Below are 26,654 nucleotides of genomic sequence, written 5' to 3' on the forward strand. Positions count from 1 at the left end.
CAGGTAACAGGGTGAGTCTATATTATTTAGTTGAATACGATTCGTTTAGTGAGAATATGTTCATTTGATAGAATTCTTAGAACATAAACTCCTGTATTTAATTTAAGTTTGAAGGCTTGGTTTACATCTTCTAAACCATATACTTTCCTTCCTGACAAATCATATACTTCTACATTAAACTTCGAAAGTTCTACTTCCACTGTCATTTCTTGAGCTGATGGATTTGGATAGGCTTTCACCTGAGGTCCAGCAACTGGGTCTACTGATGTCACATCATCAGGCAGTGTTGTAAAGAACACTACTTCAGACTCTTCCGAAAGATCTCCTTCAATGTTTTTAGAGAAGATTGTCACACTATACTCTCGGTCGTTATCCAAGCCTGTCAATTTAAATGTTGTTTCACTTGTTTCGAACCATTCACCCTGAAGATTAACAATATAAGTCAATCCTTTTGTGTTTTCTACTGTCCAGTTCACTTGTGCAGTTGAAGCAGTAACGTTGTTCACTGTCACGTCTTTTGGTGTAAGTGGTATTCTAACACCATCCGTTTCTTGCTGTGCAGTAGCCTCTTCAGACATATTATTTACATAATCTACGGCTTTCAATGTAAAGGTATAAAGTGTCAGCTCTTGCAAATCTGTAAATGTGTAAGAAGTTGAATTAGCAACTACAGGTTCTTGACCATTAATGCTTATCAAATAATGCGATACTGCAACATCATCCGTTGAGGCATCCCATTTTATTGTGATAGCATTTGGAGTAACTATTGGGAAAGTGATATTAGTAGGCACTGTAGGTGCTTCTTTGTCATTTTCAATGTCACTCACCTTCACAGTACCATCTAACTGATAAGCACCACAATCAATATAACCTTCTTTACTAATACGAAGATAGTCTAACTGATCAGCTAAGAAATTATGGCTTTCACTTCTTGTATACAATTCCACCTTTGCAAAAGCTACAGGCAATGCATTTGTGGCAAAACCAACTACTCCTCTTTCATCAATGTCAAGCAATGAAAGAACTGGAATATCAGCTGTAGTAGTCCCTGCTACTGTTCCGTATTTAGTACGGCCATCACCTGTAAATGTACCATTAGAATTAGACTCTACTAACGTTCCTAAGATCGAAGAATTTACAACTGCTTTATCCGTCAACCCTATTGATAAATCTGAAACCACTTCATTAGCGACGCCAAAATTACTTTTGTTATCGTATACAATGGAGTTATTGATCACTATATCTAAATTGAGGTTAACGACTCTAATACCTCCACAATTACCTGTGTTATTTAAAGTGTAATTTTTGGTGATGGTATTATTTTCCAGAATTAATTTCCCTGCACCTTGGTTACCAGCGAAAATTGCTCCACCAGCATTGACAGTACTGTTGTTGTAAATGGTTGAGTTTTGAATAAATACATTATTCGGATTGTTTGTAGACTCTATAATAATTGCTCCACCGTGAGTAGCAGATACATTATCCTTGATCAATGACTGATAAATATTTAAGTTGACTTCAGCCGAATTTGAGTTTACAACAATTGCACCTCCACTTGGCTTACCATCACCTTCTGAGATGACTTCATTGCCAATAAGTGAAGAAGCAATAATATCCACAGTTCCTGACTGAATGGCAAGAGCACCGCCAGACTTTGTAGTAGCGTTATTTTCAAAAGTACAATTTCTGATCACTAATTTTCCTTCAGTGTTGATGAGAATCGCACCACCTAATTGTGCTACGCCATCTACTACGCCATTTGCATTCTTGAAATGAATATTTTCTATCACAAGACTGGCTTCATTCGTCTCACCAGTAAAGTTGAAAAACTTCGTTGCATTTCCAGCGTCTAATGAAGCATTGTTTTGCCCAATGATTTCCAGCTGTTTACTGATGCCTAAGAATACTTTGTGTTCTACTGCTCCATCAATAATTATCTTATCCCCATCATTAGCAAGGTTATAAGCTGTTATCAGATCAACCACTGCATTATCAAGTGATAATCCGTCATTATTATTGTCACCTGTAGCACTAACAAAAATTTCTTTAGCATTTGGATCAGTTCCTGTATCCTCATCAGTAGTAAAGTTGACAGCTTCACTTGGAGCTGATTGTTCCTCTACTATATTGACAGAAACTACTGATACAGTGTAAGAAGTTCCTTCAGTTAAATCTTCTATTGTAATGGAATTATTATCAGATGCATAAGTTTTATCTCCCAATATCACAATGTAAGACAAACCGTCTACCTGCAAATCATCCCATGTAACTGTTGCTGATGTTTTTGTGATATCTTTCACCGTTACATTAGTAGGCACAATTGGTGTAGGATATTCATCCGGTACTGATTCTGTAGTTCCTGATACCTCTTGTACTTCAGATTGCTTACCTGCAAAGTCATGTGCTATAACCTTTACAGTATAGGCTGTTTCTGGTTCTAACCCTCCAAATGTATAAGAAGTTGCTTCAGGATTAACAAAGATGTCTTCACCATCATTTAACGTTAAAGTATAGAAACTTAAACCGATATCATCTGTTGCTGCGATCCATTCTATTTCAAGGCTTTTCACTTCAAGCTTACTGATTTTCAGATCAGATACAGCAGTAGGGTTGGCATTATCAGTTAAAACTGTGGCTAGGTCATACTTGCCATCCAACTGATAAGCTCCACAGTCAATACGGCCGTTTCTCAACGCTCTTACTAAACCTAATTGATCTACTAGTAAATTATGCTCATCACTGCCCGTCATTAACGCACTCTTAGCAAAACCTGCTGCTAACGCCTCTGGTGAGAAGCCTATCACACCATTTTCATTAATTGCCTCAAGCACAATTTCAGGCGTATTTTCCAATGCTGTGCCTTCTACGGTACCATATTGTACATTATCGTCTGTATTGATGGTTCCGTGTTTATCACTTACTACCACAGCTGTGATGATAGAAGAATTTACAGTTACATTAGGATTGAGTCCAATTGAAAAGTCTGAATATACTTCATTATTCGTCCCGTAATTACTTAAGTTATGAGCTATTAGAGAGTTGTTAACCTGAACATCAATTGATGTGTTGACAATTCTTATACCTCCACTGTTTCCTGAATTAGCTGTATTACTATTTCCTGAAACTGTAACGTTTTCCAACTTTAATAATCCATTACCTTGATTACCGATAAAGATAGCACCACCTGCATTTGCAGCACTATTGTCTGCTATTGTAGTGTTTTGCATAAATACATTATTAGTATTTGCAGTAACTTCCATCGTGATAGCACCACCATGATTTACAGAACTATTTCCTTTAAAATAAGATTCATAGACATTTAAGAAAACATCATTCGATCCTGAAGTAATAAGAATAGCTCCTCCGTTAGGCGAGTCATCCCCCACTTTTACGGTACTGTTATTGATAAATGAGGAACCATAAATATTTACGGTACCATTTTGAATACCCAATGCTCCACCTGGTCGTGATGATGAATTATTTTCAAATGAACAATTCATAAATTTCAGTTCACCAACACTGCTCATTGAAATGGCGCCTCCTACCTCAGCTACACCATCTGTCATACCATTAGCATTAATAAACTTAATGTTTTCTACTACTAATGATGTACCTTCTGTTCCATCCGTGAAGGTGAATATTTTACTTGTATTACCCGCATCAATAGTGGCATTATTCAAGCCTTCAAGGGTAAGTTGCTTATTGATTATCACTGTTTGTGTATGTACAATAGTACCATTAATGATAATCTTATCTTTAGCGTTAGATAATTCAATGGCTTTGTTTAGTGATGCCAGCGCTGTACTTTCTGTAAGACCATCTTGAGTGTCATCTCCTCCTGCACTTACATAAAGCGTCTTTGGCTCTTGTGATTCTTCTTCCAATGTCGTAAACTCAACTGCATCACTTGCTACAGATTTTTCATTATTCTCATTTTTAGAAAGAACCGTAACCTCATATTTCGTATTCGCTGTGAGTCCCTCGATTTTATATGTGAAATCAGTAGTTTCATACATATCATCACCAATCATTACCTCAAAAGACAAACCTGCTACTTCTGGATCTGCCCAAGTAACAGTAGCTTCTGTTTGAGTGATCAAATCTACTTTTACATCTGCTGGGACTACCGGAGTAGGAAATGATGATGGCGCTTCATCTGTTTTAATCGTTTCACTCGCTTGTTGAGAAGTATTTCCTGCTAAATCTACAGCGGATACCTTTACCACATAATCAGTTTCTGCCATTAACTCTTCAAACTTATAAGAAGTACCCATGACTTTCACAGGGCTTTCTTCATTTAGCTGGATCATATAATGACTCATTCCCACATTATCTGTAGAGGCATTCCATGCTACTTCAAAGGAATTGAAGGTTACTTCACTAAAAAGAATATTGGTAACTGCAGACGGTGCTTCAGTATCATTCAACACATCATCAATATTTGCTACACCATTTATCTGATAGGCGCCACAATCAATCTTGCCATCAACCACCGTTCTGACATTATCCAACTGATCTACTTTAAATGCACCATGAGTTGGTTTTGCACTTAATAAAGATGCCATACCAAAATCTACAGGAAGAGCATCTGCTGCAAACGCTACAACGTTATGCTCATTAATTGGATCTAATGTAATAGCCGGCACATTTGTATTCGTGGAACCGCTTACTTCTCCATATAAATTATTAGCACCTTTTAATAGCTCAACATCAGTAACTACTATGGCACCAACAATACTATGATTCAAAGTAAAATTAGCTGATTTATTAGTTGAAAGATCTGACATCACTTCAGTACCTAAACCGAAGTTTGATTTATTGTCAAAAATTAAGGTATTATTGATAGTTGTTACTAAATCCTCATTAATACAACGCACACCACCACTATTGACGCCGTTTGAAGTCGTTTTATTATTAGCAATGGTTACATTCACCATATTCAAAGTACCTGCACCTTTATTTCCAAAGAACATTGCACCACCTGCATTTGCAGTTTGATTACCATATATAGTAGAGTTTTCAATGGATATGTCAAACGTATGGCCATTACTTGCATTTGTCTCTACATGTAGCACACCACCATGGTTAGCAGAATTGTTATTTTTAAAAGCACTTTGATCAATACTCAGCTTTGTAGAATTTGTAGTTGCAGAAAGGAAAATTACACCCCCGCTTGGTGTTGATCCTCCATCAGAAATTGTACTATTATTGTCAAAAACTGATTTTTTGATTCTCAACTCACCCTTCTGTATTGCAATCACACCTCCATTTAAAGAAGCCGAATTTCCTTCAAAAGTACATCCTGAAATTGTGACCACCGCAGGAGAGTTAATAAGTAGAGCACCACCAATTTGATTTGATGTTCCGTTATAACTTCCGTTACCATTTTTAAAATGGATATTTTCAAGTGTAAGGTAACTTCCTTCCTCTGGGTTAGCGATATTAAAGAACTTTACAGTTCCTTTAGCATCCAAAGTGGCATTATTAATTCCTTTAATTGTCAAGTTCTTCTGAATACCCATTGATTTTGAGTAATCTAATACTCCATCAATGATAATTACATCACCGTCAACTGCTTTATTGTAAGCCAATAATAAAGTGGGTAGGGCCGTATCAGGACCCAATCCATCATTCTCTTCCAATCCATCTGCTCTTACATAATAAGTTTGAGGAATGTAAGAAGATGTTGTGAATTTAACTGGTGTACTTTCAAGAGATTCTTCACCATCTGCATTTTTTGATTTTACAGTTACTGTATATTCTGTTGCAGGCTCTAAATTCTCTAATTTATATTCTAACACCGCAGTTGTGAATTCTTCTGTTCCAACAGTAATCACATACATCAATCCAGCATCAACAGTTGAAGCCCAAGAGAGTTCTGCCGTTGTAGACGTAATGTTATCTGCTTTTAAATCAGTAGGAACAACTGGCACAACTTTCCCTGCAGTCGTTTGATTAGCTTGAACTACTTGAGAAGTGTTGCCATTGTAATCCAATGCTTTGACTTTTACAGTATAGTCTGTATTGGCCGTTAAATCATTAAATGTTAAAGATAAATCTGTTGTAACTACAGTGGGGTTGTCATTGAGCTGAACTTCATAATGTCCAAACATAACATCGTCTGTAGAGGCATCCCAAGAAGCTTCAAAACTTGTTTCTGTAATAGATGAAAAAACAATATTGGAAGGGTCTGTAGGAGGTGTATTATCATTCAAAACCTCAGTAACCGAAGCTACAGCGTCCAATTGATAAGCACCTGCATCGACGGCATTATTCACAACTCTTCTTACCAAACCGAGTTGATCAGTTAACAATGAATGCCCTTCACTTCCTGATAGTAAAGATGCATCTGCAAAGTTGACAGGAAGGGCGTCAGAAGCAAAAGATACAACTCCTATTTCTGCATTATATGTGAGCGTTATATCAGGTACGTTCTCATTGGTAGCAGAAGTGATAGAGCCATATACCGACTTTTCGTCTACAGAAGTTTTAGGATTGCTAGTGTCTTCTATAATCACAATGTCATTTTTTAGTATTGCTCCAAAAATTGAGCTTTTAATAGTAATACTAGCATCATCATGCATTGATAAATCAGAAATTGCTTCACCGTTAGCAAAAGTCTTATTTTCGTAGATAAGGCTGTTTTCTATTAAGTAGCTAACATTAGGGTTATTGAATTTCAAACCACCACAATTATCTGCATTTCCTTGCGTAGTATTTTCTACTACAGTCACATTTTCAAGTTCAACAACTCCAGCTCCTGCATCACTTACGTAAAGCATTCCACCTGTAAGACCTACTGAGTTTTGATAAAAAGTAGAGTTTTTAATGGATAGTTTCTTTGAATTAGAATCTGGAACTTTAAAGATGAGAGCAATTGCTCCACCATGAGAGTCTACAGCATTTTTGTAAAAAAGACATTCAGATATATTGATTTCAACAGGTAATGTACACTCTGAATAAATCACACCTCCATTTGAAGAAGCAAGTGTATTTTCCTCAAATACACAGCCTTCAAAGTTGACTGTACCTTGCTGAATGGCAAATACACCCCCATGTTTTGGTGCAGTATGACCTTTAAAATTACAGTTTTTGAAAGTCAGTACACCGGTTGAATTGATTAGAAAACCACCACCTTGTTGTGCCGCTCCATTAAAGTTGCCATCACCATTTAAAAATGTGATGTTTTCAATAGATAAAGTGGCATCATCTGTTTTATGCGTGTAGTTAAAGATTTTGTTTCTTGAACCGTCTTCAAGTTTCGCATCGATGATCGCATTATTTTGCCCGATGATTGTCAATCGTTTGGCTATACCAAATGCTACAGGATTATAAATAGTACCAGCTGTACCATCTACATAAATGACATCATCATGTGCTGATTTTTCAAAAGCTGTTTTTAAATCTGCTACAGCATCAGCAAGAGAAGTTCCTCCATTACTGTTGCTTCCATCTGCTGATACGTAAATATCTTTTGCCAGGGAAACTTGAGTAAAGAGTATAAACAAATAAAAGAGTATTTTTTTGTTCATAGTTTACTAAAAAAAAGTAAATAAAAATTCATTTCATTGTATAGCATGTTTGAAATCGCTTCTCTTTTTAAAAGAAAATTTCAAACATGCTTTTCATTCAATACTTCTTAAAAAAATTGAAGTACTTGATTTCTTGTCTTTATTATGGTTGAGTTAACCGCTTGAGAATAGATTCTTTTTCATTTCTAGATAATCAATAAAATAGTAATTCATATTTGATATTGTGAAATAAAAAAGATTTGATAATGGTATTCTAATAGTGAATTAATCACTTATTAACCAAATATTAAAACACTGATTATCAACTACAAAACACCTATGTTAATTCAATTAGTGTTTTATTAATCTTCTTGTTTGTTGTGATCCATCTTCAAAAAATACTTTTAGGATATACACTCCAGATTTTAACTCTACTGTATTAAGCTCAAAAATAGTACTATTATTAGCATTAATCTCTGAAAACTGGATTTTACCCGAAATATCAAAAATTGTGGCTTCTGAAATATTTTTCAAGCTACTGATTGTCATTACAGATTGTACCGGAACGGGGTAGACTTTTAACTCACTTTTTTCATCTGTCAATCCTAATACCTCATCCACCTCTTTTCCATCTACAATTCTTACTGAAGAATATAGTGTTACTTTACCTTTGAATCTCATCCATCCTATATCTTCATTGGTGTGTAATAATTCCGTATCTGAGGATTTTTCTTCTTGCACAAAAAACTCCACGCCTTGATCTGTTAGGTTTCTATACCTCAAAGAATAAGGATCCTCTTCATTAGTAGTTTGAGCATGTCCAAAAATTCCCGTGTCACTAATCAGTGTAGGAAAATTGATTGTGGACCATGATGAATGAACAGTGTTATCAATCCTACCAACCTCAATATAGTTTTCAACAACTGATGCTTCTCCTTTTTCCATAGCAATGAACTGAATACTCTCTGTAGATATTGGCCCTACAGTACTTTCTTGTCCCTGCAATCTGTACTCAAATGAAGTAGAAGTAATGTTTCTTAGCTGTATAACCTTGGTCCTGTTTTCCATTTCTGAAACAATTGTAGTTAATACCACTGGAACAGTATTGAAACCTTGTTCAAAATTATAAGTCTGCCAACTGTCCTTTGCGTTCAATTGCCCTTGTTTAAAAGGTAAGTTACCAAGTTTTTTTAATTCTGGTACTGTAGCTAAAAAGAAAACTTCCTCCGCATTGTTGTGAATTCTATTTAGATAATCCCATTCTCTTATCTGAACTTCAAAACTGTTCTTAGTAATATTTCTCAAACGGTAAGTAGAGGGATCACTTCCTTTGTAAGATAATGGACCTAATGTGATCATCGGAATTGAAGCCATCTCATTATCTAGGTAAACCTTAAGCCAATCATCTGGTTGCATCTGCTTAATATTAATTTTTCCAAACTGTAATAAGTTCTGTTCTGATGAATAGACGTTTAATTGGAAGGGTTGAATGGTTTGTAGAGGATCACATCCGTTTGTGACTACCAATTCCCATTGTCCTTCCCAAACATCTCCATTTATCGCTTCCCATGCGACATCTGTATTTAATGGTAGTTCTTCTCCATTTGCTGCCCTCCAGAAATAATCACCAGAAAGATTCATTTCGGCTGACAACGTTAATACATCCCCCTCGATGGCATTTACATTATTGTCAATAAATTTTGGGCCTCCATTTATTGTGTAAGCAATCAACTGATTGGACTCATTACCGCTGTTAATGATCTTATAGGTAGGTCCTGCTACATCAGATGATTTATAATTTACATGAAAGCTTCCGAAGCTGTTATTATCAATAATACTGTATTTATGTTCTAAGTTAAATTGATCAAATTTCAATTTCTTATTGGAAGGCATCGTCATTTCCACCTCAAATGGAGATATTCTGTGGTATTCATTTTGAAGGCTAAGTAACCCATCTAGCTCCCACTTATAGGAAAGGTACGCTTCTATCAGTTCTCTTTGTGCATCATTTAACTTTCTATCAAAGATTATCACCTCAGCAATTAAACCATTATGGTACCTGATCTGATTTTTACCGGTGCTGATCTGCCCTAACATCAATGCACTTTGATTGGTCAGTACTGTATTAGAAGGGATCTCGAAATGATGTTCCAATTGACCGTTATTATAAGATTTCAACTGTAAACCTTGTTTCGATAACACGGATACTCTACTCATAGGAAATGTATTGGGTGATGAATTAATTGTGGTCTGACCAGCAGATAGAGCTCCTTGTCCTGTTTTTGATATTCTATAGAAAAAACCATCCTCATTAATACCATTTTTATTGCCTATGGTGTTTGACCAATGGGTAACATTATCAATGGTATGGACAACAAAAATAGTCCAGTTTTCTTGTAAGAAATCAGTAGATGCCGCATCAATCAGTTTTAAACCGCTACTTATGTTATCCTTTCCAAAAACAACTGCTGGTTTCCCGTTAAAAGCACTGCTAGTATATACTGGAATTGTGTTTTCGTTGATAATTGATGCATCGGGCAAGCCACCTGCCTTATTTTTCCAAGTTCTTACTGCTGCTCCATTTTGCAAACCATTGTCCGAAATCTCTTGGGCATCTACCCAGAAAATGGGATCAATATCCAATTCTAATTTATAATTAATTTCATCACCGATACATGCCAAAGTGTTATTGACAGGGTGCCATTCTCCTTCGTTAATGCTAGATAAGAGAGTGAAGTCATTGGGAAGTACAATAGTATCAGATGCGATAAAACTAGAAAGACATGAGGCTGTACTCTTCATTTCACAAATGATGCTATCTCCTGATTGTAAAAAGCGTTTTGGCAACTGTTTTCCGTAATATGGGATAACCACTCCATTTACACTCCAAGTGAATTTAGGGCTTATTCCTTCACTGGAAGTGACGGCATCAATAAATTCTATTTCATTGAAAAACTTAGCGTTGTTTGGCTTTCGTAATGTCAATTTTGGAGGCACATTAAAGCTCCAATTAATATTTGGCCATGCCTCTTTGCTCCAATCAATCAACTCCTGAACAATGCTACAATCTACTCCCAATTTTATAGCCTGCTGAATAGACCAATACATATGGTCCGCATAAAGAGGCACTGAAGGATCCAAACCTCCCAAACTTGGATCGTTATCACTCAGTGTTACATCGATAATCGCTGTTTTGGTTATTGGGTCTAAGTATTGTGATGCATTATTATTAGTCACTCCATCCCATCTTTTCCATGTAGATAAATCATGTTTCCGAACGGCTTTTATGAATTCATTTAATAATGCCTCTAACACCCATTTACCCAATCCCGGGTATACATCATCAAGCAAGGTGGGCCATAACCCCGGTTCAAAACCTTTGAATTGGGAACGTTGAGCATCCGGCTCTTTTCCAAAGAAATACCACGGCCCTTGTACACGGATTCTGAAACCATAGCCATCATTAGGGTTAAGATCCCCTGACCATGTTTTTGTTTGATAGAGAGAAGCTAAACTGTGATAATAACGCAATACTTCATAAATACCAGATGATTTTGAGCTCAATAAAATAAACTCAGGTTGATAGTTATAATCAACAGGTCCATTCCACCATTGTTCCCCTTCTCCACCTGCTAAAATAGATTGTAAGTGATACCATACTGTTGATTCATATTCTCCTGTGACTTTGGGCTGTCCATCAAAAGTCAGGCAATCTCCATCCAAACAGCCTGTAATATGTGCTGGAATTTCAAATACATGTTTCGAATCGCCATGAAACCACTGACGGGAATTAGGATTGTCTTCTGCCAGCAAATGCACAGGTGCTTGATCCTGCAAATTAAACTCCTGCATAAATTCAAAGTTCTTTACCGCCATTAACCTCGCTAAACTAGTGGCAGCAAGCTCTTGCCCCACACCATCAGCTAAAGCATTCAACCCTTTTCCGGTGGTTGTTCTCCAATGATCTACATCTGCATTAGGATCTAAATCCCTTGCTCCTTGTGCTTGAAAATATCGATAATGCCAACGGAATGTCTCATGGTTGTATTTCATCTTTGCGATAGCTTCTTTTGACATTCCAGCAAGGTTTATCGTAGTTCCATTAGCGTTTTTAGGAAGCGTCAATAGATAATCTCTGAAGATTTCATAAGCCGCATCAGGGTTTCTCACCACTTTATCCGCACCCTCTTTTACAAAGGGAGAACGCTTTACTTCATTATAAGTTTGCGTATAGAAATCGTTTTTATTGAAAGCATCTTTGGGGTGAATCATCGGCAACCAATGCTTCCAGTCCGGAAACTGAATCGCTAATGGCAGTACCGTTCTATCTTCAAATCTGTCAGCGTCAAAATACGCTTGTACACTGTTTTCATTCACACCGTTTGGAAACATATATTCCAACATATCACTATCATGATCCAAAACAGCTTCTAATCCCGCTCCTGCTGCCCAATGATCAATACTCTTTCCTTTAAGAGAAGGACCGGGCTGATAAGGTGGATTCCACGGTCTACCATATCTGTTTACATTATCATTTTTTGCAGAAAGCGATCTGATGTAAGAGGCAATTTTACGGCCTTCTTCTTCTGATAGATTATGAAACTTTGCTCTTTCAATAATCGATTCATTTGAATATGCAAATAACTCTAGATCTCTACCATCTTGAGTATGACAATCGGCACATTTAGCTTGAATTGGTTGAGCACCTTTGAGTTCATAGCCATACCAAAAACCTGTTCTACCAGTAGGAAGATAGTTTGACCATAAATTTCCATTTCTCCATAATTCTTCTCCTTCGGTAATAGATTGTGCGTCAGTATAAGGACCAACCCATAAATCAGGATTGTCTTCTTTGAAAAAATCTTCACCCAAAACGGAATTTCTATTCTCGTCCATCAGCTTCAAGTCTACCACTCTAAAACCATTTGATATGGCATCTGAAGTATTGAATCTAAAGTAAATCGTATTTTCTCCTTCTTGAAAAGCAGAAGGTATCGTTAACCGAATGGTATTAAAACCTCCATGCTGCATGCCACCTCTTGCTTTTTCTTGTGTTTGCATTGTCACAGACTGATGGTTTAGGTCATACCATGCATTATTGTTTATCTTGATAGAAACTTTATTCTCATAACTCAAATTATTGATCTGCAACCATAATTTTTTAGTGGCTTCTACTTGATTTAAAGATAAATTAAAAGATCTTGATTCAACTAAGCCTTCTTCACCAATCACTTCTATTGGAAGATAAACTCCACTCCAATAATCTGTTAATCTAGAATATTCTTCTTTAAATTGTGAAGTTGAAAGTGCCTGGTCATAGACCTTCACTTCACCCACCACTCCATCAAAATGCCTAGCATTATTATTGGCAGTTCCTATATTAAATTCAGCGATTGTAAAATCTGCAGGAGGTACAATCAGGGTATGAGTGAGTTTATTTTTTGAGTCCCAGAAAACTAATTCCTGAGTGGATTTATTGTAGTTGCAGGCTACTACAAATGACTCTCCTGCTTGTGCCTTATGACCAGGAATTATTTTAGAAACTCCTCCCAGATAGACTTCAAATTCTCCGGTAGATTTGTAGCGAATACCAAAACCATTTTTCACTACACTTGAGTTATTCCCAATAAGGTCATTATTATCATCATTAATAGCATTTACATGAAAGGCTACTGTGATAGCAAAGCCGGAATTACTGCTGGCCAATCCTAAAAAATCTAACCAACGGTCAGTCTGCTCACCTGTAAAAAGTCGGAGGTAGTTTCTAGTTGTTCCAAAGTTCAGTCCACTGTGACCACCTTCAGAAATGCTAGAAGAAGGGAAAGTTACATCTCCATTTCTTAGAAGTGCATGGTTGTTGTTTCCTGAGAGATCCGTCCATTGAGTGACATTTCCCAAACCATCTTGCTGCACTGTGTTTCCAACATTAATAGTTGAGAGATGCTGCATTGGGGTTTGTGCATAAACACACCACCGATTTAGCAACAGAAAAGAGAGTAAAATCAAAAGTGTTTTTAGAGTAGGTATAAGTTTATTCATTTCAATTCGATGTAATGTTAGTAAAATAATAACATTAATAAACGTACTTAAAACACCTTAACGATTTAATAATGTGCTATTAATCGGTTACTAATAAATTGATAATAACGCATACAAAGTTGAATTACAGAGCTTCTAATTAATAGAATTTTTCACTTCAAGATAAAAAAGAAGGTTTGCATTATAGTTGACTTCATCAAGAAAACTAAAATACAAACCACTTCTATAGTATTTTCCAATACCCGTATACGTAAAAAGTTAACGAATGCAGGAGAGGAACTTACTTCTTAATTTAATACAGGTACGAATATTCGTGTGCCTTTTCGGGTTCCATTAAGCCTACAACATAAATAACTACACCCTTTTCTTACGAATCAATTACTGATTTTTATTTTTTACAGCTGGAATATGCTTCCCTTTTGCTATACTACCCGTTTGAACTACCTTTTGAATAGTTCCATCGTCATCTATAAAAACATTGGGGTCGATTAATGGATCAAGTCCCTCAATGTAGCCTTTTACCTTAAAACCGGATGCCGGCTTTTTACTCACTGCAACCCCTGTTTTCCATGTAGTTTTACGATCGGTTCCGCTTGGGTGTGGAAAATAATAATAATATTTTCCATTACGGTATACACAATCAGGAGCCCACATAAAACCACCTTCTTCACGTCCCCATTTTACATCTCTCGAGTGCAAAATTTCGCCATGGTCTGTCCAGTTTACCATATCGTTGGTTGAAAAAACATGATAGCCATCCATTAAGTCGCAACCACGTGGTGGGTCAACATCGGTGGATGGATAAACATACAAACGCCCATCGTCCCAAACCCGTGCTGACGGATCTGCAGTATACATGTGGGTTATTATTGGATTCTCTGCTCTTTCTTGTCCTTTTACCAATCCCTTTGACAAGAAAAAGGATATAAAGAAAATAAGTAATACTTTTTGCTTTTTCATTTTTTTAGTTGATTTAAGATATATAATTCTTGGTTGCTGATACGCTATTTTTAGCATCACAAACAAGGTATAGTGTCAAAATATTTTGACAGACCTGTATCATTGATAAGGTGTTAACCTTCAAAGAGATTTGGGTTAATCTGCTATAACGTATTGCGTAGCTCGTTTGGGTCAGAATCCATATGGAGTATCAATGAAATCCGCTTTCTATAGTGGTTCGTAAGCATCTTTACCGTTATTTAAGCAACCCTTCTCTTGATCATCGGGATACTCAAAAAACTGAAATTGCCTTTCTTCTTTATCGGGATTTCAACAAGCTTTTTATAACTTACTTCAAAGCATCCCTCTTCTTCATTTTGCCATTGATGAAAAATAAGGCAAAAAAAGCTAGGCTTGACCGGGGGAAGTACTATCAAACGGATTGAGTGGAAAGTCCACTAACGCGAATGTTATGCGTTAGCATCTTTCGTGTCCTAAAAGTCATTAGAATGACTGATTTCTAAATGTCAAAAACTATTCAAAGAAGTACAAAGTCAAAAATAAAATATAGTTAATTTTGAATTTGTACTTACTTAGTTTACAATGGACTTAATAATCAGATTTTATAAACTCAGCATATTCATAGTCAAATCTTTCATTGTACAAGAGTTCATACTCTTGCACAAATTTACCAAATGTATCTTTGGCCATACTGTGCATGCCTTGTGAAGTATAAATCTGACATTTGATATGAATTGCTTCTTCATTCAGCGCATCATATTTTAATATTAAATCACTGACTCTCAGCTTTTCTTTGGGAGAAAGTGAAAGGTCAGAATTAGTAAGGTAACTGTACAGTTTTTCTATTAATGAATTGACAATTTGTGCCATTATTTCTTCCATCCATGGATAATCTGTACCATAAAGTAGCTTTCCATTTTTCAGAATTTTGGTCATCTTTTGAAGGTTATCAAAAGTACTCTCTCTGTCTAATAGCTCTTTAAGTTCAAATAATGGAAAAGAAACTGTATCATCGTACTCAATTTTCCAGAAATCACCCGTCTTTACTAAATTTATATTTCCTACAAGCTTGAAGAGTTGTTTTAGCTTTGCAATGTTTACACTACGGTTGTTCCTTGCTTTTTTGAGTGGCATATCATTCCAGAACACTTCCGTTAATTGTTCTATTGTCACACCTCTTCCATTTAGAAACTGGGATAAACTGATCATTAAAAATATTTGTTTAATCAGCGGAGTAAATTTATTTGATATATCGTTGCCTTCGATATCTATGATTCTAAATCCTCCAAAGAAATTTACTACACCCGTCTCTGCTCCCACTAAAGTAATTGTTTCCTCCTCAGTTTTCACTTTATGCTCCTTTGCAATCACCTTCTTTGTGACCACCTCATCTTTTGCTGTAAGCGCTTGGTTGACTTGCTTTTTATCTTCTGTTGGCTTTATTACAGGCGTTTCATGTGGAACTTGATTTTGTAGTTTTTTGCCCTTTCCTATAAAATATTTCCATATTATGAAAATCACCAATAAGAACAATACTCCAATGACTATGTAAAACAAAGGATTATTTTCATTGTTATGAGCAGTCAATACTTCTTCATTGACAAGGTTTTTGAATGTGCCTCCCGTGACATCTAAAGTGAATAGTTGAAGTTTTGAGGTTTCTCCTTCTTCATTTAAAATGATTGCATAAAGTTTTTGGTAGTCAACATCATATTTAAATTCGATTGTACTTTTTAAATCATGAAAGCTGAAAGGAATAGCATTAGCAATATCTTTTGATGTTTGCGTATTAATATCAAACAACTTTAACTTCAGTTGATTTTTATGCACATGATTGTCATATGTCAGTGCCAAAAATTGATTATTTACTGTATCGACTACAATGTTTTTAGAAACAATAAATGATTCATCAGTTCTCTCCCAAGTTGCTATTTTTTTAGACGTATTCGTTCTTTCATCAAAGTCATACAAGTCATAATAGTTTTCAGGGTGAGCAATTTGCTTTCCTGATTTACTTCCGTAGCCACCAAATATGTATTGATGTCCTTTTTTGGCTTTGCCAACACCAGGAAAATACCTTGGGGAAATGGTATCACCCAAAAACTGCAAGGGCTCATACGATAAGTTATTTAAACTTATTACCGCAAGATGGTTCGTATATTCAAAGTTTCCATATCCTCCAAAAAACACAATAGCTGACTCTTCATTATTGATCCAACTTGCATGCTTAGTATTACTTCTTTTCATGGGGAAGGAGATGTCTCCTTTAGTCATTTGCTTGGTTTTTATGTCCAGCAGGTGCAGATCATCTGTTGCTTGATTATAGAAAATTAGATCTCCATTTTTTTTCTCCAACAGTTTTGTCTTCGTATGATGCAGATAAGAATGTTCAACTTTAGTGATAAATTTAGGGGATTTTTGATGTAAATACTTCTTAAAAAGTGAATCTCCTTTTAGGAAATAATAATATGAATGTGTTTCATTAAAATAGAAAAACATACCATCTATTTCTCTTTCTTCAACTTTGGTCCATTTTGATTGAAGTTCGCTAAGCCAAATACCATTATTCACTACACCATTGTACTTTTCTCCCTGACGACAGTGTACTTTTGTTCCTTCTTTCTCATTAAGAGGCCATTCTAATTTTGTATCATCTAACTGAAGCTGAATATTTCTTATGGTCACTGGAGCTACATCATGTACTTTAAAATAAGGATTGTTATTCGCTCCAAAATAATATTTCAGGTTAGTAAATTTTTTAATTTCTTGAAATTGGGCAGTCTTACTTTGGTCTCCAACAGAAAGGGTAATTGTATTTTTATTCACATCCACTTCCAGTACCAGCTTCATCCATTTATTGAGCTGCTTTTGCTGGTCCTTCAGGTTAAACTGAATAGGGGTAATTTCATGATCATATATTAAACTGAAATTATAGTTTACTCCATTATTGAAATTGAATACAATATCAATATTTCTATGGTTGCTATCGATCATTCTTAATATGTAACCAAAATAATGTTTTGGAGACTTATTAAATAAAATGTCAGTAGACAAAACCATTCTATCACCAGCATTGACTTTTGCTGTCTCCAATAAAACCAAAGACGTACGCTCTTCTAAGTTTACCTCATGGTTTTTAAATTTTATTCCAGCGGAATGTTGAGAAAATGACCAGAATGGAGTTAGAATGATATATAGAATGGTTACTAAATATTGTTTCATTAATTGTAAACTATCAAAGTTCCTAAAGTATAGCCAGAGAAATTTCTGCTATTTAAAAAAATACCTGTACAGATAGAAGATGTATTCAGGCATTTTTGATCTCATGTTCTGAGGTATTTTCCCTGTCTTCTTTTGTACTGCTAATCTCTGTAAAATTATAAAAATTTAAAGAAATAAAAAATGTCCATAGGCTTTAAATGTAGAGGTTACAATAATAATTAATGAAGATAAAAATCAATAAAAATAAAATTTTTTTCATTGCTTTTCCATCCTCAAATAATGGGTAGTAAGATCAGAGTAGTTGTAATTGTTGTTAATGAGGGCGGTCACATTATAACCGCCCTGACAACACTACTTATTAAAAAATAACCCGTCTAAATTTTGACTAGTTGAGCTCCTTCATTGGGAACATCTGTCATATAAAACTCCAGTGTTTTCCCACTCATTATATCTTGGTGATCAATAAAAGGATCCTGCAATGGCTCCCCATCTAACAGCAGTTTATCGATATATTTATTGGTATCACTGTTGTTATGTACAATGATGTTAAAAGTCTTTCCATTTTCAAGTTTTACTTTCACATTGTCAAATAACGGTCTGCCAATTGTGTAAGTCGTTTCTCCCGGACTCATAGGATAGAATCCCATACTGCTTAAAATATACCAAGCAGACATCTGACCACAATCCTCATTACCAATGATGCCTTCAGGTGTAGCATCATAGTGATTGTTTAGAAGATAATCTGTCATGTATTGTGTTTTGTAAGCGGCTCCAATGTAGTTATACATATAAGCAATATGATGACTAGGTTCGTTACCATGTGCATACTGACCTACCATTCCTGAAATATCATTACTCACGTGTTCTCCTACCAAAGTAGAACTAGTCATGAATAATGTGTCAAGTTTTTCTTCCATCACTTTATTACCTCCTACTAACTCAGACAATCCTTCGATATCATGCGGTACAAACCAACTCCATTGAAAAGCGTTTCCTTCTGTATAATCATCTTTGCGGTGTCTACTGAATCTTGGGTTGAAAGGCTCTCTCCATCCTCCAGTACTCAATTTACCTCTCATAAACCCTGTTTCTGGGTCATAATACTGTTTATACCTTTTTGATCTTTCAAGATACTCTTCATAAATTTTATCTTTCCCTAATTCTTTCGCCATCAAAGCTATACAGTAATCATTATAAGCATATTCCAGCCCCTTTGTCACTGACTCGTTTTCTAGGTCAGCAGGAATATAACCCAAAGAATCATTATACAATTTTGCATTTGGCATAAGCTTCTCTCTCACTACTTCACTATGAGCTACAAAATCAAGATCTCTTGAATAAGTACTTACTTCAAGCATGGCTTTAAAAGCTTTTTCTACATCAAAATCTCTATCTCCTTTTCTGTAAGCATCAGCAATCAATGACACTGAATGATACCCTGTCATAGTTCCTGTATAATTTGCGGCCAATTCCCATTTTGGTAAAATTCCTCCTTCATCATATTTTCTCAATAAAGTCTGAATATACTTCTGATTTTGTGTTGGCTGCACTATTGTCAATAATGGATGAAGAGCTCTGTATGTATCCCATAACGAAAAAATTGTATACGAATCATAAGATTCATCTTTTTTAATTTTTCCATCAATTGTTCTATATCTATGATCCGCATCAGAATAATTCATAGGAGCGATAAATGAATGATACATTGACGTATAGAAAATTGTTTTTTGCTCATCATTTTTGCCTTCAATATCGATCAAAGCAAGCTTATCTTCCCATAATTTCTCCGCTTTTTCTTTTTGTGCATAAAAGTCCCAATCTTTAATTCCAGAGAAGAGGTTATTTTTAGCTCCTTCAATATCCACGTTACTGATCCCTACTTTCACTTTTACTTTTTCATCTTTTTCGGTGCTGAAACTTAAAAGTGCTTTGGCATTTTTACCCTTATATACATTTCCCTCAATCTTCTCATCATTACCAAAAACTGAAGCTTTGAAAGGCTTTTCAAATTTGGCATAAAAGTAAACATAATGTTCTTTAGCCCAACCTTTTGTATACTTCATCCCTGCAATTTCAGTATCACTGATCACTCTGATTTCATGCTCGGGGTTTCTATGCATATGGATCGTTGGAGTAAGATCGATAATGACACCCGCATTTTCTGCTTGCGGGAAAGTATATTGGTGAAAACCAACCCTTGGTGAGGCTGTTAATTCTACATCAATATCATAATCCTGTAATTTTACTGTGTAATATCCTGGTGAGGCACTCTCCTGATCGTGAGAAAAACGTGAACGGTACCCACTATCTGGGTTCTCTGCTTCTCCTTGAGATAATTTTGCTTCACCTGTGAAAGGCATCATCAAAATATCACCTAAATCACCTATACCTGTACCGGATAAGTGAGTATGTGAAAAACCTACAATGGAAGAATCTTCGTAATAATAGCCACCGCAAGCATCCCATCCTTCAAATCTGGTATCAGGACTTAATTGTACCATCCCGTTGGGCGTAGTTGCCCCAGGAAAAGTATGGCCATGAAATCCGGTTCCAATAAATGGGTCTACATAATCCATGGCTTCAGTTGTAGTAGTCTCCTTTTTTTCTTCTGTCAACTTCTGGCAGCCTAAGGCCCCCAGAAGTAACACTACCAATAAATTCTTATTCATCTAATTTTTCTTTGTTTGTTTCTTTAATAGTTCAAGAGAACTGCTTCCATAACTTTCACCAGGTTCCAACTGTGTATTAAAATTCCAGTCGTTGAATGAGTTGATAATGATTGTTCTGGAAGGTCCTATATTTTTCTTAGCTACGTTGAGAATTGACCAGAAGAAATCTGATTCTCGGTCAATGATAAAAGTGGTCGCATTTGGATTGTTGATTTTAGGGTTAATAGACGGTGCTACCGTAGGTATCATTTCCAAACCATCTTTTGACATATAATAATCTTTGCTGTATTGCCAATGTAAATCCATGGATTGTGGTAAGAAAGCGTGTCGATCATACCATGCATTATTAAACATGTTGGTAAATGTAACAGCGTCAAGTGCATTGAAATAATAATGTTCAAATCTTGCTGGAGGTGTCCATCCTGTTTGTTCACCAATCAAGTATAAATCATAGCCTATTGCACTCATTTCCTCTCTCAGCTCTTGATATACAAGCTCAAGGCTATCACAATAAAACTTGTTGGCAGAGATCATAGTGACAACATATTTACCATCTACTTTTTGATAATTAGGATGATCAAAATAAGGAATCATATCTTTGAAAGACTGAATAAAATCATCCTTTTTACCTTGTTGTTCCAATGTATTCGTCTTTGTCAGTTTAAGAGGAACAGAATTGTACCTGAAAGCGAAATTCAATAAACTATCAGAATTCTGCGTGAGGAAAGAAGAAATCATTTCCTTATCTACTGCCACTTCGGGGAAAGAATATCTAAAAAGAAAATAATCTATGCCTGCGCTATCAGCCCATAAAATATGCTGTTTCATTGCCGTTTCATCAGCATTAGGATATTGACCGGCTAATGGTACTTCTTCAATGTTAGCATTCCATGTGTTCGTGACATAAAGTGCTCCCACATTATAATCTTCAGTAACAGGCACTTCTTCAATATCATAATTGAGCATGTGGTCTTCTGCTGTGATTTCGTCCTTCTGACAAGACGCCAATACCAAAGCCAGAAGAAGAATACTATAAATATGTTTCATTTCTTATTTCTTTAAAGTTCTTCAATAATTGTGTATTCCACCCCTTGAGCATCTAGATCCTCAACAGTGCTTCCATACCAGTGCTTCAATAAATCGTTGTTCAGATCTGGCTGCATTGCACCCCAGTCTTTCCATTGTCTTCTTTTTGAAAAAATAAGAGGAATATCAAGGTAATCTACACCTCCCAGTAAGCTCACCCCCTGCTGGTATCCAATACCATTCAGGTTCATTTCTGAAGAAGGGTAAACCATTCTTTCTGGCACGTTTGTACCTAACCCGCCTCTATTCAGTGCATTAAAATGCGGAGGAACATCAAAATAATCTGTTCTTCTGATCAAACACCAACCATCAAATGGCTGGAAGTAACCGTCTATCCATCGTTGAGTAATTACTTGTTGAATAGGACCTCTATCTATTTTAGAAGTTACAATACCTCTAAAGTCTCTAACACCTTCAGAAGACGTTCCCCAACTTACACCATCATGTGAAAGATAATCACTGACTTTATCTGCCATTCCTTTTTGAGTAAATGAAGCTGCTATCCCCTCTTCATAATATGCTTTTGCTGAAGAGGATCCTCCCCAGTTCAACAGCCTTGCTTCTGCTTTCATAAAGCAAGTTTCTGCATAACCAATAAAAGTTACTTCAAGATCTGGAGCTAAATACTCTTCTCCAACGTTAGAAAAACTCTCTTCTCCAAGGCCTCCATAAGGATTTTCCTGATCGTCCATCAACCAATTATCATGGAACTGCATTGTTTTTGGTGAACCCAAATAGGGAGCTACATATTGTGCTATTACTTTTGAACCATTAGCACGTGATAAAGTATCTAATACAAAGAAATCTCTCTCCGGCTTTTGGGCGTATTTTGAAATCCTTGGATCATCAAGGTCTCTCATAAAAGTCATGAAGTAATGCCCCATCTTAAAGGATACAATGCTGTTTGTAAATACATATCTACGGTAAAACCAGCTCCAGTTTTCTTCTGCCGTACCCCATGATGCTTTTACAGCTTCTGACTCAAGGCTGATTAAATCCTCTTCTCTCTGCATGGCCATCTTACCAAATGCTCTACTTTCTGCTGATGCATTTTGATAACGCAATGCTAATTTTAACATCAATGTGTTGGAAAACTTTTTCCATTTCAAAATATCTCCCTGGAAGATGGGTTCATACATTGTGTCTCCATTCGAATCTAACGTATCATACACTTCATTAAGCTCTGTGAGAAGGTCTACTATTATTTCTTCTTCACTGTCATAACCCATTGATAATGCTCCTGAAAGACTCTCACTGTAAGGTACAGGCCCCCAAGTGCCCACCACCACTGACATCACATAGGCTTTCCAAATTTTAAAAATTCCCACTCTATTCGTGTAGCCTTCTTCACCTTCAAATTGACGGATTACATCTTCTATGTTATGAAGGATATCTACATAACTGTATTTCCACCATGTAGTGATGACTGGGTGAGAAAAGAAGTAAGATGCAAATGTTCCACCTCCTATTGATTGGTTGTGAGAATATTGAATATACATTTGGTTGGACATATCTCCTTTGATATAATCCAAGCTTCTTTTGACAACCCCCGGAAATACCAACTCCGGTTCTATTTTCTGGTATTCATGTCTGTTTGTATTGATCTCTTCAAACTGATGTGTACATGAGTTAGCGGTCAACATCAGGAGTAAAACGATAACACTATGTATAAATTTTTTCATTGCTTGATCGAATTAAAAGTTCACTCTAAAATCAAAACCTAAAGTACTTGTAGGTGGTAATGAACCAATTTCTAATCCCTGCCCATTTCCAGAATAAGAAGCTGCTTCAGGATCAATACCTTTTGGTGTATTCTGATAAATAATCCAAAGGTTTCTAGCTACCGCTGCTACACGCATTCTTTTAATTTTGAATCGCTTCAACACTTTATTTGGAATAGTGTATCCAATTGAGATTTCTCTCAGTTTTACATAAGAAGCATCATAAGTATTGTATTCATTGGCATTAGAAGTACCTAACTGCCAGAACAACTGTGGACTGATATAAGCATCATTTTTCTTGACTGCTTCCCACTCTCCTGTTTCAGGGTTTCGTTCTGCAATCCATGCATCAAGCATAATTCCTTTACTTCTGTCAATATCTCCATACACTCTTCCATCTTCACCAATTCCTGCTCTCTCTGAGTTATTTTCACCCAAAATCACATTACTGTACCAGTAATCATCTCTTCCTGCCAATGATGAATGAGTATTACCCCAAGTTTCTGCTCTTGAGTAAGTTTCACTAAATACATGGCCTCCAATTTTTGCATCAATCAAGAATCCAAAATCAAAATTCTTATACTTAAACTTACTGCTGACACCTCCCAGCCAATCCGGCTGTGCATTACCTAATACCTGCTCTGGATTTTGGATTGGCGCACCATCCGCCGCTACAAGCTTTCTTCCTTCATCGTCAGTAAGCCATGTAGAACCTCTGATCACACCAAATGGCTGTCCTACTTCAGCATTGACAGAAATATTTCTTAAAGCTCTATATCTTATGTTGGTAATATCTACACCCGACTGCTCATCTTTGTAAAGCGATTTCACTAAAGAGTTATTTTTAGACCAGTTCACGTTTAAATCCCATTGGAAAGCTTTTGTATCAATCACTCTAGCTCCCAAAACCAACTCTATACCTGTATTTTGTACTTCACCTGCATTGATCATTTTAAAATCATAGCCAGATCCCTTTGGCATATCAATTCTAATGATCTGATTGGAAGTTACATTTTCATAATAAGTGGCATCAAAAGTCACTCTACTACCAAAGAATTTGAACTCTGCTCCCAATTCCCATGATACTGTACTCTCGGGTTTTAGGTCTTCATTTCTCATCACTGTTTGATTCGTCACCCATGAGTAACCATTATAGTTACCTCCAAAATTGTAAGTATTATTGATCTGGTTAAAATCTGTATCATTACCTACTTGTGCTAGAGATCCTCTTATCTTACCAAAAGACAGCACTTTATTAGAGATATCAAATGCATTTGTAAATACAAACGAAGTACCTATACTTGGGTAGAAATAAGAATTATTTCCTGCTGGTAATGTTGAACTCCAGTCGTTACGTGCTGAAAGGTCTAGGTAAATCATATCGTTATACCCAATAGAGGATGTAGCAAATACAGAGTTAATTCTTTTCTTCTCTTCTGTTTGCAAAACTTCAGGGTAAGCCGCTGTGTTGGAACTACTTCCAAAATCAGGAGCTACTAATGAATTAAAATCCGTTCGAGTATAATTCATTCTTCTATCAAATCTACTTGCACCTACATTGACAAGGATATCAAGTTTATTGAACCTCTTGGTATAATTCAAAAATGCTTCATAGTTCCACACAGTGATGTCTCTATTAAAAGTTCTGAAAAAGCCATCGGGGTCATTCACAGATCCTTTGTTATTAAATACTTCACCTTTTCTGAACTGCATGTCCCCCCCTACTCTTGTTTTAATGGAAAGTCCATCAACAATTTTAGCATCCAATGTCACATTGGGTAGAATTCTGTCCATTTGATCATTATTAGAATTCTCATAAATGGCCCAATAAGGATTTGAGAAAGTATTTTTACGTCCAAACTCATTTCCATTTTCATCCTTCCATGGTTTCAGACTTTCAAGGTTGGCATTTCTATGCATAAAAGTAAAAACATAGTAAGGGTTCATAGCACTGCCGTTTTTCTGCATTCTATTATCTGTCTTTTCCCCTACATAAGTCACTTTAGTGTCAATATCTAAGAAGCTTGTGATTTTTTGAGTTGCCCTGATATTAAAAGTGTTTCTTACTTGCTCATTTTGAGTGTCTACAATGTCATCTGCATTAAGATGTGTGTATGAAATATAAATTGAACCGTCAGCAGTGCTTTTCTGTAAAGAGATCGATTGTGTTAGGTTCGTACCTCTTTGGAAAAAATCTTTGATATTATTTTTATTTACATCATAAGTAGTGGGTTGACCGTTGTAGCCCATTACTGCTTGCCCCAACATTGGTGAACCCCAGCTTCTGTTATATTGATTCAGATCAGGAAGTCCAGTTTCCGGGTCAAGAAATTGCTCTGAAGCACCCAAACGAAATGAATTACCAGCACCATAGACATTTTGATAATCAGGAAATTGTGTCACTTCTCTCATTTGATAGTTTAATCCATAAGAGACACCCCATCCGTTGTTTTTTCTGCTGCTCTTTTTAGTGGTGATCATAATCACACCATTTGTAGCTCTTGAACCATATAATGCCGCCGCATTTGCTCCTTTTAATACCTGAATATCTGCAATATCTTCTGGGTTGATAAAACTAGCACCACCGCCATAATCGATGTTGTTCTCACCGCCACCAACTGAAACGCCTGCATCTCCAGAACCGCTCTCAATAGGCACACCGTCTATTACATATAAAGGCTGATTATCTTTAGCCAAAGAGGATACACCTCTTATCACCACTCTACTAGAACCCGTAGGCGAATCAGATGAAGTTATCTGAACACCAGCTAACTTACCTGCAAGGTTGGTTACAATATCTGATTGCTTGCCTTGTAATAGCTCTTCTGAATCCACTTGCTGCGTGGCATAACTTAAACTTTCTTTCTCTCTGTTGATACCGAGCGCTGTTACAACAACTTCTTTTAGTTGTTTTGCATCTTCCTTTAAAAGTACTCTGATAGATGTTTGGAATCCAACTTTAATTTCTTGAGGTTCCATCCCGATAAAAGAGAATATCAAAATATCCTCATTGCTTACTTCTAAGCTAAACATTCCTTCCACATTCGTCACTGCACCTTTTGTGGTTCCCTTTATCAATACATTCACACCGGGCATCGGAAAATCCGACGCTTCCTCCAACACAACACCACTTATCATGTGCTGTTCTGTTTGTGCTATGGACGATGAATAAATACAAAGAATAAAGAGTATAGTAGTAATTATCCGTTTCATATAAAAATGTTGGTCATAGATAAAAATTCATTCCATAAAAAAAATTCTCAATTCTGAATAAATTGAATACTCCAAAGGTAAATTGTTGTATTAATCGAATTATAGTTATTAATTAATACATTCTTAATGGGAGTTGCATTATTAAAAAATCAGTTGATGAATAGGTAAAACATGTATTAATTAACGAAATCGTTATTTTTAAATTAAAAAATAAATAACTGCAACTACTCCAT

Annotated in this window: 8 protein-coding genes; all 8 read right to left on the reverse strand. The window is 36.0% G+C overall.

Annotated features, from left to right (window positions below; genetic code table 11):
* Positions 1-26: 26 nt before the first annotated feature.
* On the reverse strand, positions 27-7,532 hold the full coding sequence (locus tag HHU12_RS21795; protein ID WP_169658858.1) for a fibronectin type III domain-containing protein: 7,506 nt from the start codon (positions 7,530-7,532) through the stop codon (positions 27-29).
* 330 nt (positions 7,533-7,862) lie between these two features.
* A complete protein-coding gene (locus HHU12_RS21800; protein WP_169658859.1) occupies positions 7,863-13,460 on the reverse strand; it encodes a LamG-like jellyroll fold domain-containing protein in 5,598 nt (1,865 codons plus the stop codon).
* Between the two features lie 468 nt (positions 13,461-13,928).
* Positions 13,929-14,510 carry a family 43 glycosylhydrolase gene (locus HHU12_RS21805; RefSeq protein ID WP_169658860.1) on the reverse strand — a complete coding sequence of 194 codons (582 nt, stop codon included), beginning with the start codon at positions 14,508-14,510 and terminating at the stop codon, positions 13,929-13,931.
* A 588-nt stretch (positions 14,511-15,098) separates the two neighbouring features.
* On the reverse strand, positions 15,099-17,732 hold the full coding sequence (locus HHU12_RS21810) for a hypothetical protein (protein WP_169658861.1): 2,634 nt from the start codon (positions 17,730-17,732) through the stop codon (positions 15,099-15,101).
* Between the two features lie 374 nt (positions 17,733-18,106).
* Positions 18,107-20,401 carry a GH92 family glycosyl hydrolase gene (locus tag HHU12_RS21815; protein ID WP_169658862.1) on the reverse strand — a complete coding sequence of 765 codons (2,295 nt, stop codon included), beginning with the start codon at positions 20,399-20,401 and terminating at the stop codon, positions 18,107-18,109.
* Positions 20,402-21,448: a glycoside hydrolase family 99-like domain-containing protein gene (locus HHU12_RS21820; protein ID WP_169658863.1), complete on the reverse strand. Its 1,047-nt coding sequence runs from the start codon at positions 21,446-21,448 to the stop codon at positions 20,402-20,404.
* Between the two features lie 11 nt (positions 21,449-21,459).
* Positions 21,460-23,169, reverse strand: a complete 1,710-nt coding sequence (locus HHU12_RS21825; protein ID WP_169658864.1) for a SusD/RagB family nutrient-binding outer membrane lipoprotein — start codon at positions 23,167-23,169, stop codon at positions 21,460-21,462.
* A 12-nt stretch (positions 23,170-23,181) separates the two neighbouring features.
* The gene (locus HHU12_RS21830) at positions 23,182-26,421 is read right to left on the reverse strand and encodes a SusC/RagA family TonB-linked outer membrane protein (protein ID WP_169658865.1); all 3,240 of its coding nucleotides are present in this window, start codon (positions 26,419-26,421) and stop codon (positions 23,182-23,184) included.
* Between the last annotated feature and the right edge of the window lie 233 nt (positions 26,422-26,654).

The sequence above is a fragment of the Flammeovirga aprica JL-4 genome (genome assembly GCF_012844305.1).
Classification (GTDB): Bacteria; Bacteroidota; Bacteroidia; order Cytophagales; family Flammeovirgaceae; genus Flammeovirga; species Flammeovirga aprica.

Bases quoted from the DNA above. Each gene is read 5' to 3' on its own strand.
- HHU12_RS21820 (WP_169658863.1), bottom strand. From the start codon at position 21,448: ATGAAACATATTTATAGTATTCTTCTTCTGGCTTTGGTATTGGCGTCT.
- HHU12_RS21810 (WP_169658861.1), bottom strand. From the start codon at position 17,732: ATGAAACAATATTTAGTAACCATTCTATATATCATTCTAACTCCATTC.
- HHU12_RS21800 (WP_169658859.1), bottom strand. From the start codon at position 13,460: ATGCAGCATCTCTCAACTATTAATGTTGGAAACACAGTGCAGCAAGAT.
- HHU12_RS21830 (WP_169658865.1), bottom strand. From the start codon at position 26,421: ATGAAACGGATAATTACTACTATACTCTTTATTCTTTGTATTTATTCA.
- HHU12_RS21825 (WP_169658864.1), bottom strand. From the start codon at position 23,169: ATGAAAAAATTTATACATAGTGTTATCGTTTTACTCCTGATGTTGACC.
- HHU12_RS21795 (WP_169658858.1), bottom strand. From the start codon at position 7,532: ATGAACAAAAAAATACTCTTTTATTTGTTTATACTCTTTACTCAAGTT.
- HHU12_RS21805 (WP_169658860.1), bottom strand. From the start codon at position 14,510: ATGAAAAAGCAAAAAGTATTACTTATTTTCTTTATATCCTTTTTCTTG.
- HHU12_RS21815 (WP_169658862.1), bottom strand. From the start codon at position 20,401: ATGAATAAGAATTTATTGGTAGTGTTACTTCTGGGGGCCTTAGGCTGC.